Here is a 16,976-nt window from a genome sequence, read left to right on the forward strand (position 1 = left end):
AGGTGGGCTTCGGCCCGCCAATAATGAAAGGCAATATTGTGAATTTTATTACGGAAAACAAAATCCCTGTCGGACAATGGATGGAAGCTGGTGTTGACTGGTTAACTATCAACGCAGCGGGCTTTTTTGATGCTATTTCTATCTTTTTAGAAACCGTTATTCTGTTTTTAGTCGATGTATTTAAATGGATGCCGCCTGCGCTCCCTATCGTGATTACTGCTGCGATCGCTTGGTATTTACACCGTAAATTGTCGTTGGTGTTCTTCGTTGTCGCGGCGCTTCTGACCATTCTCAACCTTGGCTATTGGCAAGAAATGCTGGAAACCTTTGTTCTCGTCTTTGCGGCGACAACGATTTCCGTATTAATTGGCGTACCGGTTGGCATCATGGCGGCGCACCGCCCTTGGCTTTACACCTTATTGCGCCCAATCCTCGATTTAATGCAGACGGTACCAACGTTTGTGTACCTTATCCCGACCTTGGTTCTATTTGGCTTAGGCATCGTTCCGGGCTTAATCTCGACCATTATTTTTGCTATTGCCGCGCCAATACGTTTGACCTACTTGGGCGTGACTAAAGTACCTGAAGAGTTGATTGAAGCAGGCAAAGCCTTTGGTGCTAGCCGTATGAAGTTGCTGCTTAAAGTGGAATTGCCGGCGGCTCTGCCAAGCATTATGGCAGGTGTTACTCAGTGCATCATGTTATCGCTTTCGATGGTGGTTATCGCCGCTCTTGTCGGTGCTGATGGGCTTGGAAAACCTGTTGTTCGTGCATTGAACACAGTGAACATCTCACAAGGTTTTGAAGCCGGACTGGCGATTGTATTAGTCGCTATCATTCTTGATCGTTTGTGCAAAACACCAAACCAGAAGGAGGCTTAATCATGCCTAGCTCTCAGGAAACAAAGACAATGGATGCGATTACGATTAAAAATCTTGATGTCGTTTTTGGTGATAAGTCGAAGCAAGCGCTTGAGCTACTCGACCAAGGTAAAACTCGCCAAGAGATCATTGATGAAACTGGCCAAGTCGTGGGTGTAGATAATGTCTCTCTCACGGTTGAAGAAGGCGAGATCTGCGTGCTGATGGGCTTATCGGGTTCGGGTAAATCTTCGTTGCTTCGTGCTGTGAACGGTTTGAATGAGATCAGCCGTGGTTCATTAGCAATCAAAGATGGCGATAAGCTGGTGGATTTAGGTGAACAGTGCGACGAAGCGACACTGCGTCATCTACGTACTCACCGTGTTTCTATGGTGTTCCAAAAATTCGCTTTAATGCCTTGGTTAACCGTGTTAGATAACGTGGCGTTTGGTCTTGAAATGCAAGGTGTCGCCAAAGATGTTCGTCGTGCTAAGGCGCGTGAACAGCTTGAAATGGTTGGCCTAGCTGAGTGGGAAACGAAATTCCCGCATGAGCTTTCTGGTGGTATGCAGCAACGTGTCGGTTTAGCGCGTGCCTTTGCCATGGACACCGATATTCTATTGATGGATGAACCATTCTCGGCGCTTGACCCATTGATTCGTGCTCAGCTTCAAGATGAGTTGATCACACTTCAAAGCAAGCTAAACAAAACCATTCTGTTCGTCAGTCACGATCTAGATGAAGCGCTGAAGATTGGTAACAACATCGCGATCATGGAATCAGGCAAACTAATCCAACACGGTAAGCCGGAAGAGATCGTGCTGACGCCGAAAACGGAATATGTGAAGGACTTTGTTGCTCACACCAACCCGTTGAATGTACTTAAAGGTCGTTCTTTGATGCAGCCTCTTGATTCATTGACGCAAGAGAATGAGAGCTGGAAGATCTGCGATTCAAAAGATCTCTGGATTGAACAGAGTGAAGGTGCTTTATCGGTAAAAGGTGAACCGACGTTGGCACTTGTTGAGTGGAGTGAGTCTGACGACTTAACGGCGATCAGCGAGTCGAGCGTCGTGGTCACAAGCCCTGAAATTGGTATGCGTGATGCGATTAAGCTCAAACAGCTCAGTAACCATCCCATTTTGCTGGTTGAAGACAATCAATTGGTTGGGATCTTGGATAACAGCGAGTTCTACAACGCGCTGACAGGTAATTTTCAACTAAACAGTGCTGCTTAATCTTTTGAACTAAAATAGTCAGATGTCGAAACATTAAATAGGTAGTGAGGCCATCACAATCTCTCTACCTATTTGACTGCTCTGCTTTTTTATTTGTTAACGACTTCTGGCTTTTTGTTACCTTGTTAGCCGATATAAGAGCGAAAATCGTGACTCATTGAGCAAAAGTGTTGCCCTGCGCAAATTCAGAGGCATAGAAAAGATTGAGAATAGTATGAACATCAGTACAATGCGGAAAAATTAATGACGTAATTTATCAATTTACAGTGTAATTCGAGCGGTCCTGACTCCGATTTCATGAGAGCTCTTCGCTTCGACGCTGTAAAATCACTCACAGTATATTAGTACAAAGGTCTGCATCTTGGACAAACATGACGAAATCCTGGTCGCTATTCGACAAATTATTCGCGCTATCGATTTACACTCGAAGAAGCTGAGTAAAGAGTATGGTTTGACTGGCCCTCAATTAATTCTAATGAGAGCAATCCAAGAAATGGGTAATGTGACGATCAAAGAATTGTCGAATCATACCAATGTAAGCCAAGCCACAACCACGACGATCATCGATCGTCTAGAGTTGAATGGTTACGTACAACGTATCCGTAGTGTTGCTGACCGTCGTAAAGTGCATGCGAACTTGACGGAAAAAGGCCAAGAGCTGCTAAATAATGCGCCACCGCCGCTGCAAGATAACTTCGTGAAAAAATTCCAAAACCTAGAACCGTGGGAGCAGAGCTTACTGCTTTCTTCGATGCAACGCGTGTCATCAATGATGAACGCAGAAGACATCGACGCCGCTCCAGTACTTCAACTTGAAGGCATTGCAAACGTAGCCAAGAGCTAACCTTATTTGTAAATTGTTTATTTAGAACAACAACTTAAATAATTGTCAAATGGTCGCATTAAGCGGCCATTTTTGATCCTGCCATTTAAAATCTCTATTTGCCCTGCGTGTTAGTTACGCCTTCTTATTTTAAATCCCCCTGACTTTTTGCCTCGTTTGAAGCCGCCTCATTGGATTGTAATCAAAACTCCATTGACGATTCTCTGACAATAAAACACTAGACCGACCGGTCTGTTGTGTATTATTGTGTGCTTATCTTAACCACGAGGTGATGTATGAAACACGAATTGACGCCAACACAAATGACCATGACGTTGAACAGCATGCAGGGAGCTTTTGCACAGAAACCGATGCCCGCGATATCGGAGAGAATTGAGCAGCTGCTCGCACTTAAATCTGCGCTTATCGATTACACAGATCGTTTGTGTGTAGCCGTGAGTGAGGACTATGGTCACCGCAGCCGACAAGACACTTTGATGGCTGACATATTGCCTTGTATCGGAAATATTGATCACAGCATTGAATGTTTGCCTCATTGGTCGACATCTTCAATTCGTCATTCCGGCCCGTTGCTTTCAACCTCTCGTGTGGAGGTGGTTTATCAACCCAAAGGCGTCGTCGGGATTATTGCTCCGTGGAATTTCCCGATCATGTTATCCGTCGGCCCGCTTATTTCTGCTCTGGCTGCGGGAAATCGCGCCATGATCAAGATGAGCGAATTTACCCCAGCGACGAACCAAGTATTAACAGCGCTATTGGCGGAAGTTTTCCATGCCGATGAGGTGTGCTTGGTTGAAGGTGAGGTAGAAATCGCAGCCGCATTTTCGGCGTTGCCGTTTGATCATCTTCTATTTACAGGGTCAACCCAAGTGGGTCGCCAAGTGATGAAGTCAGCGGCTGATACGCTAACCCCAGTCACGCTAGAGCTGGGTGGAAAGTCGCCGGTTATCGTGGCAGAAGACATGCCGATTGATATTGCGGTAGAGCGAATCATTTATGGCAAGAGCCTAAACAACGGCCAAGTCTGTGTCGCTCCAGATTATGTGCTACTCCCTGAAGATAAGCTCGAAGCCTTCATTCTGGAGTACAAAAAACAATACCAACAGCTGTTTGATGAAGGGATCTACTCTGAGAGTTTAACCTCGCTCATTAACCCTCGCCAATGTGATCGTATCGCTGGTTTATTGAATGAAGAGCAGGAAGCAGGGACACGAATCGTTGCTTGCCATGATGAAGCGATGGACCTAGATACTCATCGCTTGGTGACACATTTGATCGTTGAACCAAGCCTGTCATCCAAAGTGATGAACGAAGAAATTTTCGGCCCATTATTACCTTTGATTACGTATCGCAATGTCGAAGAGGCGTTCCAAGTCATCAATAGCAAACCAAGGCCGTTAGCACTCTACCTGATGAGCTTTGATTTGAGTTTACAGGCTCAGGTTAAGCACCAAGTTCACTCCGGTGGCATGTGTATTAATGACTGTGTTTTCCATTTAGCGGTTGATGACGCGCCGTTTGGTGGCATTGGTGAATCAGGTCAGGGCAACTATCACGGCAAAGAAGGTTTCCTGACTTTCTCCCACGCCAAAACAGTCTTGGAAACGGGTTTAGATCATCGAGTTAAGCATCTGTTTTCAAAAGAAGACAACGAATTAAAAACAGCAGTGATGGGCATGCTTGGCCAGTAAATCACTGTTGGTATGACACTGTTTATTTTTCAAAAAGTTATTTTCACGAAATTATTTTAAGAGGTTACTTTTATGTTGGAACGTTTTTTTGAACGTACGATCAAATCGTATTTGATGATTACAGGTTTCTTAACAGCGACGGCTTTTTCCACTTTCCTAGCGCCAGATTGGAGTATGCAGACGCTGTTCTCGTACAACGATACCATGATGGAAAACAAAGAGTATTTGCTCGGTACTTATCAACACTGGGGTGTGATGGTTGGCTGTATTGGTGTGTTGTTGATGTTCTCGGCGAAGTACAAATCGCTGCGAACTTCGACGATGATTTACAGCGCATTTGAGAAGTCGATGTTTGTTGGCATCTTCTTATACAACGTGTGTATCAACGATTATGAGTGGTTCTATGGTTGGAGCGGCGTGTTTGCGCTCGATGGTTTTGTGACCGTTTATTCTTTGGTTTATCTGTATTACTACCTCACTAGAGATAAGAGCAAGGTCCCAGCTCACCTTCGTTAATCGTTAACCGTTTGTGAGTTGCTCAGGGTGAGTCAATGACACTTCTTTAATGATCAATAGCTTACTTATGATCACAGCCCGCATTTGCGGGCTTTTTTCGTTTTGGGGCAATGATCCATAAAGATCTTAATTGACATATCTTTGACATTTACTCTCTAGACCGACCGGTTTGTTTTGGTTATTGTTTAGTCATCAACTAGAAATGAGGTAAACACCATGACAACCAATAATTTTAACTTTCAACTTAAAACCATTGTTCATGCTCAAGAGAACGGCATTGAAAATATCCCTTCTCTGTTTGGTCGCTTAGGTGCGCAAAGAGTCGTGCTCTTTTCTGATAAAGGTTTGGAGTCTCTTGGCTTTGTTGAGCAGTTCTCGGCGTTGTTTGTAAACCAGAATGGGAATCAGGAAGCGAACCAACAAGCGGTTCAGCTTGTTGGCGTGTACACCGATATCGCGCCAGATGCGACTTGCGACAACATCAACGCAGCCATTGAGTTTGCAAACAGCGTCAATGCCGATGCGATCTTGTCTGTTGGCGGCGGCAGCGTAATTGATGCTTCTAAAGGTGTGAAATACGCATTTCATAAGAAGATCGATGACATTCGCACCGTAATTGCAGGTGGTGGTCATATGGATGTGTGGCCAAACAATGAAGATATTCGAGTGCCTCATATTGCTGTTCCAACAACGGCTGGTACGGGTGCAGAAGCCTCTCCGATTGCTGTTTTTTACAACGAGCATGAAAACATTAAGGCAAGTTTGGTGGCGTCTGGTTTAGAAGCTGACATTGCGATTCTTGATCCAACGGTTACGACTAAATTGCCCGCTCACCTTACTCGTTCCACTGCGATGGATGCACTTACACATGCGGTTGAAGCGATTGTTTCGCCAATGAGCAACTCTTTTACCGATGCTTACGGTATCCAAGCGGCAAAATTGATTGTTGAAAACTTACCCGTGGCACTTGAGGAGCCTGAAAATCTCACGGCACGCGGCAATCTTCTTCAAGCTAGCACCATGGCGATCTCTGCGTTCTACTCTTCATTGGGCGGTATTCCGATTCATAACTGTGCTCACGCTTTTGGTGCGATTAGCCACATTCCACATGGCGATGCCAATACGGTACTGATGCCGGTTGTGATTGAAGCGCTACCGGAATTCTATATGCCGAATGCGGCGAAGTTAGCTCAAGCTTTCTCGGTCGACACGACGGGAACCGATGAGATGGTTTACCAGAGAGTGTTGGATTTTTTAAACAACTTCCAAACCCGCGTCGGTGCGATGAAGCGTTTCAGCAGCTGGAACTTTGATGAGCAAGAGAAGATCAACATTGCAGAAGCGATTGAAAAAGACATCTGCTTTCAGTTCTACCCAATCTCGAAACAGATGATTGAAACCATCATTGAGAAAGCGATTTAAGTCTCTGTCTTAATCGACTGAATTTTATGACCATTTAGTTCAGTCCCTGATTCACTCACAACCATTACTCGAGAGCCAATTATGAAAATTGAAAACGTATTGCTATCAAGCTTGTGCATCATCGCGCCATTCCTACTTTTCACCTAACTCATTCAACAGGGACGTTGTGACCTTTATTCCCGAGGAGGAAATAAATGATCAATAAACGTTTAACTACCGTGATTCTGACTGGTGTTTTGGCTGCTCTGTTTTTTGCCAAAGCAAGCGTTGGAAGCGAAAGCTCTAAGAACGCAGCCACCATGGATCAATCGCAGCAGCATCAAGATGTCGTGCAACTGTTGGATCAAGCTTACCAAGGACAATTGGATGCCCAACTCTCTGTCGCTTACTTATATCTGAGCGGAGAGGGCGTAGAACAGAATGATGAAAAAGCCGCGGAGTGGTTCGTCACCGCAGCCAATAACGGTAGCCCTGAAGCTCAAACGCAGCTTGGGTTGATGTATATCTCTGGAAGTGGCGTTCAAGCCAGCCAAGCGGAAGCTGTCACCTGGATCGGCATGGCAGCAGCTCAAGAGTATGACCCTGCGCTCGACTTATTACATTGGATGTCGCAAGCCGCGCACTAATTCAAATCCTGCTCAAAGTTAATTATAGAAAAAGTTATTCACAAAAAATTAATCACAGAAATTGGAGAACGTCTTATGCAGACATTCAAGAAATCTTTAGTGTTCACGGCAATGGCGGCGGCAAGCAGTGCTGCTCTTGCGGCTGAATCAGAAAAGCCGAATATTGTTGTTATTGTTGGCGATGATGTGGGCTTTGCCGATACACAGCCTTATGGTTCAGAAGCGGATACCCCAAACCTAATGGCGCTGGCTGAAGAGGGGGTTAAGTTTACTAACTTTCACGCGTCCCCAACTTCATCGGTAACGCGCTCTATGATGCTAACCGGAGCAAACAGCCACGAGGTTGGGCTTGGTACCTTCGACTATGCCGTCTATCCGGGCGCGATTGGTAAGCCGGGTTATGAAGGTTACCTCACCAAGAAAGGTGTTACGGTCGCCACGCTGCTTGAAGAGAGCGGCTATAACACCTACCTCTCTGGTAAATGGCATTTGGGACACGAAGATGGATTTTTACCGGATGATCGCGGTTTTGGTGAGAGTTACGGTATTTTAGCGGGCGGTTCGAATCACTTTAACCGAGATATGATGTTCCCAGCCAAAAACGCTGCGACAGCGGATGCGCTGCAAAAAGGCGATATTCCAGGTGTTGAAGTTGAGCCAACTTACCGCAACGGTGAAGTGGTTGAGGATAAATACAAAGGCGAATACTCAGACCAAGTTTACACCAACGAGATCATCAAGATGATCGACAGCAAAAAAGACGACGGTAAGCCTTTCTTCGCTTACGTCCCATTCACCGGTATTCACCTGCCACTGCAAGCGCCTGAGTCTGCTTATCAAGATAAAGTCGATTACTACGTTGAACATGGTTGGGACTCGGTTCGAGAAGATCGTTTCGAACGCATGAAAGAGATGGGCGTGATTCCTAAAGAGGCGGAGATTTCAGGACGTAATTCATTAAGCCGCCCTTGGGACTCGCTCTCTGAGAAAGAACAAAAGTGGTACGGCAAGAAAATGGCTGTGGCGATGGGCATGATGGAAATGCAGGACCAACAAGTCGGTCAGATAGTTGATTATCTGAAAGAAATCGGGGAATACGATAATACCTACATCATGTATCTAGCGGATAACGGCCCAGAAGCGGCGGATATTACCGGTGAAAACATCAGTGACTTGATCCGAACCTGGACCGCTCATCACTTCGATAATTCGACCGAAAACTTAGGTAAGGCGAACTCCAGTGTGTCACTGGGTCCTGAATGGGCAAGCGCTTCAACCGGCGGCCTATCTTGGTACAAAGCTTACACAGCAGAGGGCGGTATCCGTGTGCCGTTTATCGTTAAGCCAGCCAAAGCGCTTCTTGAAGGTGAAGATGCGTTGCAACCGGGAACTCAAACAGACGACTTGTCACAAGTGAAAGATATCGCTGCCACGATTCTCGAGATTGCAGAGGTAGAGCATCCAGGAACGGAATATCAAGGTCGAGAAGTCGCACCAATGAGTGGCGTGAGCTTGTTGCCTTACTTCAAAGGTGAAACGGCAGAGGTGCACAGTGCCGATAATGCGATTCCATTTGAATTGTTTGGTAGCGGGATTTTGCTAAAAGGTGATTACAAGATCATTCGAATCTCTACCGGTATGGGCGGTGACAGTGAATGGCACTTATACAACACCAAGAAAGACCCTGCTGAGCAACATGACTTGAGAAATCAAATGCCAGATCTGTTCCTTGAAATGGTCGCTGAATATCAAGAGTACGAAAAAGCGCAAAACATCGTCCCGGTTGACGAAGCGTGGAACCCGTTTGAAAACGTGAAATAGAGGAAATGAACCACTCGGCCAACCTAATGCCATCTAGCTTGGTTGGCCGATGAACACCGTGTAAAGGAATTACGAATTGTTTTGGCTAATACAATAACTTTTACATCGAGGCACTCTTCATGACGACATTATCGCTATCAAATTTGAGTTCAATTCCGCAGTTCAATGGCAAAGCACACAGCAAGCTTCAAGCGCTAGCAAAACCGATTGGGGCGGTGTGTAATATCAGTTGCACCTACTGTTATTACCTAGAAAAACAACAGCTGCTTGAATACCCAAAAGGCTCTCAATATACGATGGATGAAGTCCTGTTAGAGTGTTATATCAAACAGTACATAGAGGGGCAGAACACGCCTGAAATCATTTTTTCTTGGCATGGTGGAGAGCCTACCTTATTGGGGATTGAGTACTTTCAAAAGGTTGTCGAGCTGCAAAAAAAATATTGTCCTAGTTACAGCAAGATCAGCAATGACCTTCAAACCAATGGCACGTTATTGAATGATGCGTGGTGCGAGTTCTTCAAGAACAATGACTTTATCATTGGCGTGAGTATTGATGGACCAGAGCACCTACATAATCACTACCGAACTAACCGTGCAGGCAAAGGCACTTTTTCTCAAACAATGCGTGGTATTCGCTATTTGAAACAACATAACGTCGAGTTCGCGACCCTAAGCTGCGTGAATGATGTGACAGGTATGTATCCACTCGAGGTTTATCGCTTTCTACGCGATGAAGTGGGTTCGAAGCAATTGCAGTTTATTCCTGTGGTCGATAAGCGCGAAGCTCACACCAACAATAAATGGTTGAGCAATCAACAAGCGATCATTCCTGTATCAGGCGAGGTTGAACCGTGGAGTGTCGGTTCTACGCAATGGGGACAATTCCTCACTACCGTTTTTGATGAGTGGTTTGAACACGATTTTGGTCGGGTATTAGTGCCGTACTTTGAAAATTTTGTCGGCGTATGGATGGGCAGAGAAAGCACCATGTGCACGCTGAGTGAGATCTGCGGCAAAGGGTTAGCAGTTGAGCCCAATGGCGATGTGTACTCATGTGACCATTATGTATTTCCTGAATTTCAGCTGGGTAATATTCAGGAGCAAGCACTTTCAACTTTAGCCTTCTCGCCAAAGCAGCAGAGTTTTGGGTTCGCCAAACAGAAGTCTCTGCCGAAACAATGCCAAACCTGTGAGTTTAAATTTGCATGCCATGGCGAGTGCCCAAAAAACCGCATCATCAAAAGCCGAGATGGTGAGGCTGGGTTAAATTATCTCTGTGAAGGATGGCTGATCTTCTTCAAGCATGTCGACCCTATTATTAAGGGCCTACTCAAAGCTAATAATATTGCGTCTCGTCTGGGGTAATGGAGTAGGCGTGAATGGATTCAATCTAGATTTAAAGTTAGATAAAAGGCTCGCTAAATTGTGCGAGCCTTTTGGTATTTGGTATTTGGTATTTGGTATTTGGTATTTGGTATTTGGTATTTGGTATTTGGTATTTGGTATTTGGTATTTGGTAACGGGTATCTAGTCAGTCGATTCTTGTACTGGGCTCATGGAAATAATAGTTTCATCCATGGCATTGTTTAGAATCGAACGATTGCGCTGCATAGCGGCCATAAGCGTTGAGCCTAGCCATAAACCATAAAGCGTTCGAGATAGCGATTCTGGCTCTGCGATAGTGAAATCACCGGCCTCATTGCCTTCTTCAAACAGCTTCGCCATACGCAGGATGATCTTTTCCGCGCCTTCAGCCATGGTCGATTGCAACGGGTTTTCAGATCCAGCTACTTCTCCCGCCAGTTTTACGACAAGACATTGGATATTGAAATCTTCAGTCAGTTTCGACGCACACCAAAACTCGAAATAGGCTTTAACGCGGTCACGACGAGAAAGCGACTCATCACTTAAAAAGTCATCCAGCTTAGCGAGATGCTCATCAAAGTAGTTAGTAAGCAGGATCTCACCAAAGTGCTCTTTCGATTTGAAGTAATGGTAAAACGAACCCTTCGTGCCTTCTGCTTGATTGATGATCTTCATCAGGCCAACACCAGCAAAACCGTGTTCATTAATTAGGCTAAACCCTGCATCGAGCATAGCTTGTCGCATGTCTTTCATTGTTCTTACTCTTTATGCTGAGAATGAGGAATAGTGTAACGAGCAACATACCAACCGTCCAGTCTAGCGCGTTAGGACGTTGTCAATAATTGACTCGAACGGTCAAAGTGGCCTTTCTCTTATTGGTACTTCTAAGCGACAAAACTTTTTTCAAGATAAGCGCATGCTATAAAACGAAAATAACAACCTTAAAGAGCTTGTTTGGTGCCTTAAAATAGCTAAATTGGGGTGTTTTAAGTTGCTGTTTTTGTTGGTTTTTAATTTGGTGTTTTCTTGAGATCGCAATGGTAGTCTTAGCTTAATTTCTTTAGGGGGCTAAATGGACACCAATAACAGCACTTATCATCACCACAGTTTTGCTCAGCAAGACTTATCAGAGCTTACATTTACAGCCTGCACGTTTATCCGTTGTGATTTCAGACGTTCGAACTTACGTGATGCAACGTTTATTAATTGTAAGTTTATTGAGCAAGGCGATATTGAGGGATGCCACTTTGATGTTGCCGATTTACGAGATGCAAGCTTTCAGAATTGCCAGCTGGCGATGGCGAATTTTAGTAATGCGAATTGCTATGGGATTGAGCTACGTGAATGCGACTTGAAAGGGGCTAACTTCACTCGTGCTAACTTTGCCAATCAGGTAAGCAATAGAATGTATTTTTGCTCAGCGTATATTACGGGCTGTAACCTGTCATACGCCAACTTGGAGCAAGCTTGTTTAGAGAAGTGCGAGCTGTTTGAGAACCGTTGGATAGGCACTTATCTTGGTGGCGCGTCACTGAAAGAGTCTGATCTAAGCCGAGGTGTGTTTTCGGAAGACGTATGGGGGCAATTCAGTATGCAAGGTGCTAATTTATGCCATGCTGAATTAGAAGGGTTAGATCCTCGCAAGGTAGACACATCGGGAATTAAAATCGTTGCTTGGCAACAAGAGCAACTGCTTGAAATTATGGGTATTGTGGTAATGCCTGATTAACAGGGTTAGCGAAATCTTTGATTAACCGAGAATAGACGGTTGTTTTGCTTTTCTAACCACTGCTAGACTAAGGTTTCGCGGCTGCACATGTTTATATTCAGTTCAATCCAGAGAAAATTATGACTATAGAAAATGTGCTTCCTGAAGATTACGCAGAAATGCTTAAGGTTTGGGAGAATTCAGTCCGAGCAACTCATGACTTTATTACAGAAGAGGATATTGAGTTTTTTAAACCTATCATCATGGAACATGCGTTCCCTGCGGTTTCTTTGAAATGCGTTAAAAATGAAAGCGGTTCGATTGTTGGCTTCGTGGGTGTCCATGATGCAAAAGTCGAGATGCTTTTTGTTTTGAATGAAGTTCGAGGACAAGGGGTGGGCTCGGTGTTGTTGCAACATGCGATTAAGCAGTTAGCAGCTACCAAAGTTGACGTAAATGAGCAAAACCCGCAAGCGGTAGGTATCTATCAGCACATGGGGTTTAAAGTAGAATCACGCTCACCACTTGATGATATGGGAAAACCATTTCCAATTCTGCATATGACGCTGTAAGACTCGGTTGTCGTATCACTCGGTTGTAATCAACCACAGTCGCTAGAAGAAAAGCCCAAAGCTAATAACTTTGGGCTTTTCCGTATCTGAACCAATGATAACCAAATTATCCAATATGAGGCAGATCTGAATAGGTGCGTGAACGAGGTGTTACTCACTTACAAAGCGGTGGTGTTTGTATTTCATACGGGATCTTGGTCACTGATTTAAGCGCGTCAAACCATTAAAACGACCAAATTAAATGTAATCATTATCACAATTAATGCTTGGTCAACATGCGGAAATAGATCTTTATCACGTTTGTGATATTTAACTTTAATTCTTAATTTGATTGCTTTATCAAATTTACAGTGTTGACTTGTTGTTAATAATAGATTTGTAATTAAATTTCATGGCAAATATGAGAGGTAGAGAATAACTAATCATTTGACAGTAAAGTTTAAGTGATGGAAATCTCATTTTGTTGCCATTTCTCTATTCCTCAACTTCCATTGATAATAATCCCAACAACAACGAACAAAGAATAACTGGGATATATTATGCTTTATGACCTTATTGACCACGACTTAATTGATGTTATTAACCACTCTGAATATAAGTGGGAAGATGCTGTTAAGGAAACAACTCGTTACCTGCAAGACAAGGGGTACGTTACCGATAACTACGCAGACGCGATCATCCAGTCAACGCATGATAATGGACCTTATTACGTTCTTTGTCCAGGTATTGCTATGCCTCATGCCCGTCCAGAAGCAGGTGTACTAAAGACAGGTCTTGGTATTCATGTCTTTTCTAACCCGGTGGATTTTGGGTCTGATATGGGGCCTGCCAATGTCTTATTAACATTAGCTGCAAAGGATTCAGATACACATATAGAGGTTATTCAAGCGCTGAGCGAAATGCTGGTTGATGAAGAAAACATTGCCAAGCTGGCTGCTTCTTCTTCAAAAGCTGAAGTGCTTGAAATTATTAAAAGTTACTAATAATAACCTTTGAAAATAAGGAATATAACGTGTCTACAAATATAAGAGCCAAAGTGCAAGCTTTTGGTGGTCATCTGACTGCCATGGTATTGCCAAATATCGGAGCCTTCATTGCTTGGGGCTTTATTACCGCATTATTTATCCCAACAGGTTGGATGCCGAACGAGTATTTCGGTGAGCTTGTTGGTCCGATGATTACCTATTTATTACCGTTACTTATTGGTTATACCGGTGGTCAAATTGTCGGTGACAAGCGTGGTGCTGTAGCGGGTGCCATCGGTACTATGGGTGTTATCGCTGGCGCTGAGATTCCAATGTTTGTTGGCGCAATGATCATGGGCCCATTGAGTGGCTGGGTGATCGTTCAAATCGATAAACGCTTGCAAGACAAGATCCCTTCAGGTTTTGAGATGGTGGTAAACAACTTCTCGCTAGGCATCTTCGGCATGTTGATGTGTCTATTTGCTTACGCGATTGTTGGTCCAGCTGTAACTGCAGCGAACCTATTCGTTAAATCGGGCATCGAAGCGCTTGTAGCGACTGGCTTCCTACCGTTACTTGCAATTATTAACGAGCCAGCAAAAGTCTTGTTCCTTAACAACGCTATCGACCAAGGTATCTACTACCCACTAGGTCTACAAGCGGCGGCGGAAACGGGCAAATCTATCTTCTTTATGGTGGCGTCTAACCCTGGCCCTGGTTTAGGTATGCTTCTGGCTTACGCTAAGTTTGGTCAAGGTCTAAGTAAGAAATCAGCACCAAGTGCCATCATCATCCACTTCTTCGGTGGTATTCATGAGCTGTACTTCCCATACGTGCTAATGAAGCCAATCATGATTCTCGCGATGATTGCAGGTGCAGCGACAGGTATTGCAACGTTCAACCTACTTGATGGTGGTCTAGTTGCAGGTCCAAGCCCAGGCTCAATCTTCTCTTACCTAGCATTAACACCAAAAGGCAGCTTCTTCGCAACCATCGCCGGTGTAACAACAGCAACGATTGTGTCTTTCCTAGTGGCAAGTGCAATCCTGAAAGTTAGCAAGAAGACAGAATCTGAAGATGAGTTCGAGCAATCTGTGACTGACATGAAAGACATGAAAGCTGAAGGCGTAGTGGCTAAAGCTCCAACAGCAGCGGTAAAAGCAGAAGCTAAAGACATCAAATTCGTCGCCTTTGCATGTGATGCAGGCATGGGTTCAAGCGCGATGGGGGCATCAACCTTCAAGCGCAAACTCGAAAAAGCCGGCTTTAATGTTGAAGTGAAGAACTTCGCAATCGAGAAAGTTCCAAGCAACGCGGACGTGGTGGTGACCCACGAGAGCCTTGAGAGTCGCGCAGTCAAAGCAACAGGTCTTCCTGTGGTGACTATCAAGAACTTCCTACATGACCCAGCATTAGACAACCTAATGGACACCATCGGTCAGCAAGCTTAATTAATATTCTGGGGTCAGGTATTGGCCCCACTTTTCGGAGATAAAATCATGGTTCAAACAACTGCAGCGGTAATTTGTGGTGAGAAAGACGTTCAACTAAGAACCTTCGATCTACCAAAGATTTCAGATGATGAACTGCTGGTTAAAAACGTTTCAAACAGCATCTGTCTATCGACTTACAAAGCGGCGCTCCTCGGCAGTAATCACAAACGTGTGCCTGAAAATATTGCTGAAGTACCTGTAATGACAGGCCATGAATACGCAGGTGTGATTGTAGAAGTGGGCGCTAACTTACAAGACCGTTTCAAACCAGGTGAACCATTTGTACTGCAGCCAGCAATGGGCTTGCCAACAGGCTACTCAGCAGGCTACAGCTACGAGACATTTGGTGGTAATGCAACCTACTCAATCATCCCTAAAGTTGCGATTGATTTAGACTGTGTGCTGCCATACAAGAGCTCTTACTATGCAAACGCATCGCTTGCAGAGCCAATGTCTTGCATCATCGGTGCGTTCCACGCTAGCTACCACACAACGCCTTACGTGTATGAGCACCAAATGGGCATTAAAGAGGGTGGCTCTCTAGCACTTCTAGCGTGTGCAGGCCCTATGGGTATTGGTGCGATTGATTACGCGATTAATGGCCCTGTGAAGCCAAGCCGTATTGTGGTGACTGATATCGATGAAGCTCGTCTCGCACGCGCAGAAAGCCTTATCCCGGTATCAAAAGCGACCGAGAATGGTATTGAACTCCATTACGTAAACACAGCGAAAATTGACGATCCTGTTGCGTACTTAAAAGAACTCAATGACGGTAATGGCTATGACGATGTCATGGTATATGCGGCGGTTGCACAGGTGCTTGAGCAAGCTGATGAGCTATTAGGTAACGATGGCTGTCTGAACTTCTTTGCGGGTCCAACGGACAAGCAATTTAAAGTACCGTTCAACTTTTACAATGTGCATTATGAATCTACGCATATTGTAGGAACCTCTGGCGGTTCAACAGGGGATATGGTTGAATCCATTGAACTTTCGGAAGCGGGTAAGATCAACCCATCATTTATGCTAACTCACGTTGGTGGCTTAGAGGCGGCACCTCACACTATCCTAAATCAACTGGATATTCCGGGTGGTAAAAAGCTAATCTACCCGCATATTGACCTGCCACTGACGGCAATTGATGAATTCCACAAGCTAGCAGAACAAGACCCGTTCTTCGGCGAACTAGACCGAATTTTGAAAGACAACAACTACGTTTGGAACGAACTGGCAGAGAAAGCACTGCTTGAGTTCTACGGCGTTAGCCTAACGGCGTAATCGATGATTTCGTGGCAGCTACACTGCTGCCACGACCAATAAGGAACATGTTATTACGGTGCAAGACGAATTATTAGATGCCTTAGAAGAGTGCGAAACCGCCACTCGTTTTATCCAAGCATCTCATAAGCTGATTAGCGTTAAGTTAAAGCATTTGTTACCAAGGGTATTTGTTCAAGATCCTTTGGTGATTGAGTATGCCGTGACCCCTCTACTCAAAGAGGATGGTCCTTTGGTCGAGATTGATGTGGTATCAAAGCTGATGTTTGCGATGGGTAAGATCTCATTAGAGAGTTACGCAGATATTAACTTGTTTGACCAAATGCACGGTTTTGTCGCGCAGCAACAAGAGCCAATTTCGTTTAGTGATGATGTCATTTACGACTTCATCACTAATCAAGCGACGCTCTCGAAGAGCGACGGCAGCATCTATCTTGATTCGATTAACCAGTTAAAATTTTCATCATTCGACTCCTTTTCTCAAGCTCGCTATGAGTCACTGGTCAAAACCGTGTTGAAACTCGCTTGCGAAGGTTTGTTAGAAACCGTGGAGAACGAAATCTTAGATTAAGGCT

General features: G+C 44.7%; 17 protein-coding genes. 16 read left to right on the forward strand and 1 reads right to left on the reverse strand.

Features of this window, described 5'->3' with window-relative positions:
• Nucleotides 1-38 precede the first annotated feature (38 nt).
• The 10 genes from choW to OH460_RS02150 all read left to right on the forward strand — a co-directional run bounded on the left by choW (nucleotide 39) and on the right by OH460_RS02150 (nucleotide 10,551).
• Nucleotides 39-881: a choline ABC transporter permease subunit gene (gene choW, locus OH460_RS02105; protein WP_269994625.1), complete on the forward strand. Its 843-nt coding sequence runs from the start codon at nucleotides 39-41 to the stop codon at nucleotides 879-881.
• A 2-nt stretch (nucleotides 882-883) separates the two neighbouring features.
• Nucleotides 884-2,098: a choline ABC transporter ATP-binding protein gene (gene choV, locus OH460_RS02110; protein WP_269994627.1), complete on the forward strand. Its 1,215-nt coding sequence runs from the start codon at nucleotides 884-886 to the stop codon at nucleotides 2,096-2,098.
• A 361-nt stretch (nucleotides 2,099-2,459) separates the two neighbouring features.
• Nucleotides 2,460-2,942, forward strand: coding sequence for a MarR family winged helix-turn-helix transcriptional regulator (locus OH460_RS02115; protein WP_017632044.1), 483 nt, complete (start codon nucleotides 2,460-2,462; stop codon nucleotides 2,940-2,942).
• 275 nt (nucleotides 2,943-3,217) lie between these two features.
• Complete coding sequence (locus OH460_RS02120) at nucleotides 3,218-4,633, forward strand: coniferyl aldehyde dehydrogenase (protein WP_193841204.1); 1,416 nt, start codon at nucleotides 3,218-3,220, stop codon at nucleotides 4,631-4,633.
• Between the two features lie 72 nt (nucleotides 4,634-4,705).
• Nucleotides 4,706-5,149 carry a hypothetical protein gene (locus OH460_RS02125; RefSeq protein WP_017070129.1) on the forward strand — a complete coding sequence of 148 codons (444 nt, stop codon included), beginning with the start codon at nucleotides 4,706-4,708 and terminating at the stop codon, nucleotides 5,147-5,149.
• A 216-nt stretch (nucleotides 5,150-5,365) separates the two neighbouring features.
• Nucleotides 5,366-6,571 (forward strand): iron-containing alcohol dehydrogenase, encoded by a 1,206-nt coding sequence (locus OH460_RS02130; RefSeq protein WP_269994637.1) that lies wholly within the window; start codon nucleotides 5,366-5,368, stop codon nucleotides 6,569-6,571.
• A gap of 194 nt (nucleotides 6,572-6,765) precedes the next feature.
• Nucleotides 6,766-7,197 (forward strand): tetratricopeptide repeat protein, encoded by a 432-nt coding sequence (locus OH460_RS02135; RefSeq protein ID WP_269994639.1) that lies wholly within the window; start codon nucleotides 6,766-6,768, stop codon nucleotides 7,195-7,197.
• 75 nt (nucleotides 7,198-7,272) lie between these two features.
• Entirely contained in the window at nucleotides 7,273-9,018 is a 1,746-nt protein-coding gene (locus OH460_RS02140; protein WP_050643489.1) for an arylsulfatase, read from the forward strand.
• Between the two features lie 119 nt (nucleotides 9,019-9,137).
• On the forward strand, nucleotides 9,138-10,385 hold the full coding sequence (locus OH460_RS02145) for an anaerobic sulfatase maturase (RefSeq protein WP_269994643.1): 1,248 nt from the start codon (nucleotides 9,138-9,140) through the stop codon (nucleotides 10,383-10,385).
• A 10-nt stretch (nucleotides 10,386-10,395) separates the two neighbouring features.
• Nucleotides 10,396-10,551 (forward strand): hypothetical protein, encoded by a 156-nt coding sequence (locus tag OH460_RS02150; RefSeq protein WP_269994644.1) that lies wholly within the window; start codon nucleotides 10,396-10,398, stop codon nucleotides 10,549-10,551.
• Here OH460_RS02150 and OH460_RS02155 read toward each other — a convergent pair.
• A complete protein-coding gene (locus OH460_RS02155; RefSeq protein WP_269994645.1) occupies nucleotides 10,548-11,138 on the reverse strand; it encodes a TetR/AcrR family transcriptional regulator in 591 nt (196 codons plus the stop codon). The two genes, OH460_RS02150 and OH460_RS02155, sit on opposite strands and share 4 nt — an antisense overlap.
• A gap of 319 nt (nucleotides 11,139-11,457) precedes the next feature.
• Between OH460_RS02155 and OH460_RS02160 the strand changes: the two genes are divergently transcribed.
• The 6 genes from OH460_RS02160 to OH460_RS02185 all read left to right on the forward strand — a co-directional run bounded on the left by OH460_RS02160 (nucleotide 11,458) and on the right by OH460_RS02185 (nucleotide 16,972).
• Complete coding sequence (locus OH460_RS02160; protein ID WP_269994646.1) at nucleotides 11,458-12,114, forward strand: QnrS family quinolone resistance pentapeptide repeat protein; 657 nt, start codon at nucleotides 11,458-11,460, stop codon at nucleotides 12,112-12,114.
• 119 nt (nucleotides 12,115-12,233) lie between these two features.
• Nucleotides 12,234-12,665 carry a GNAT family N-acetyltransferase gene (locus OH460_RS02165; protein ID WP_269994648.1) on the forward strand — a complete coding sequence of 144 codons (432 nt, stop codon included), beginning with the start codon at nucleotides 12,234-12,236 and terminating at the stop codon, nucleotides 12,663-12,665.
• A gap of 539 nt (nucleotides 12,666-13,204) precedes the next feature.
• The gene (locus OH460_RS02170; protein WP_017065190.1) at nucleotides 13,205-13,648 is read left to right on the forward strand and encodes a PTS sugar transporter subunit IIA; all 444 of its coding nucleotides are present in this window, start codon (nucleotides 13,205-13,207) and stop codon (nucleotides 13,646-13,648) included.
• A 29-nt stretch (nucleotides 13,649-13,677) separates the two neighbouring features.
• A complete protein-coding gene (locus tag OH460_RS02175; protein ID WP_269994651.1) occupies nucleotides 13,678-15,081 on the forward strand; it encodes a PTS mannitol transporter subunit IICB in 1,404 nt (467 codons plus the stop codon).
• Nucleotides 15,082-15,129: 48 nt separating this feature from the next.
• Nucleotides 15,130-16,401, forward strand: a complete 1,272-nt coding sequence (locus OH460_RS02180) for a zinc-binding dehydrogenase (protein WP_269994652.1) — start codon at nucleotides 15,130-15,132, stop codon at nucleotides 16,399-16,401.
• A 52-nt stretch (nucleotides 16,402-16,453) separates the two neighbouring features.
• Nucleotides 16,454-16,972: an MltR family transcriptional regulator gene (locus tag OH460_RS02185; RefSeq protein WP_269994688.1), complete on the forward strand. Its 519-nt coding sequence runs from the start codon at nucleotides 16,454-16,456 to the stop codon at nucleotides 16,970-16,972.
• The last annotated feature ends 4 nt before the right edge of the window (nucleotides 16,973-16,976 follow it).

The sequence above is a fragment of the Vibrio sp. Makdt genome (assembly GCF_027587015.1).
GTDB classification, from domain to species: Bacteria; Pseudomonadota; Gammaproteobacteria; order Enterobacterales; family Vibrionaceae; genus Vibrio; species Vibrio chagasii_B.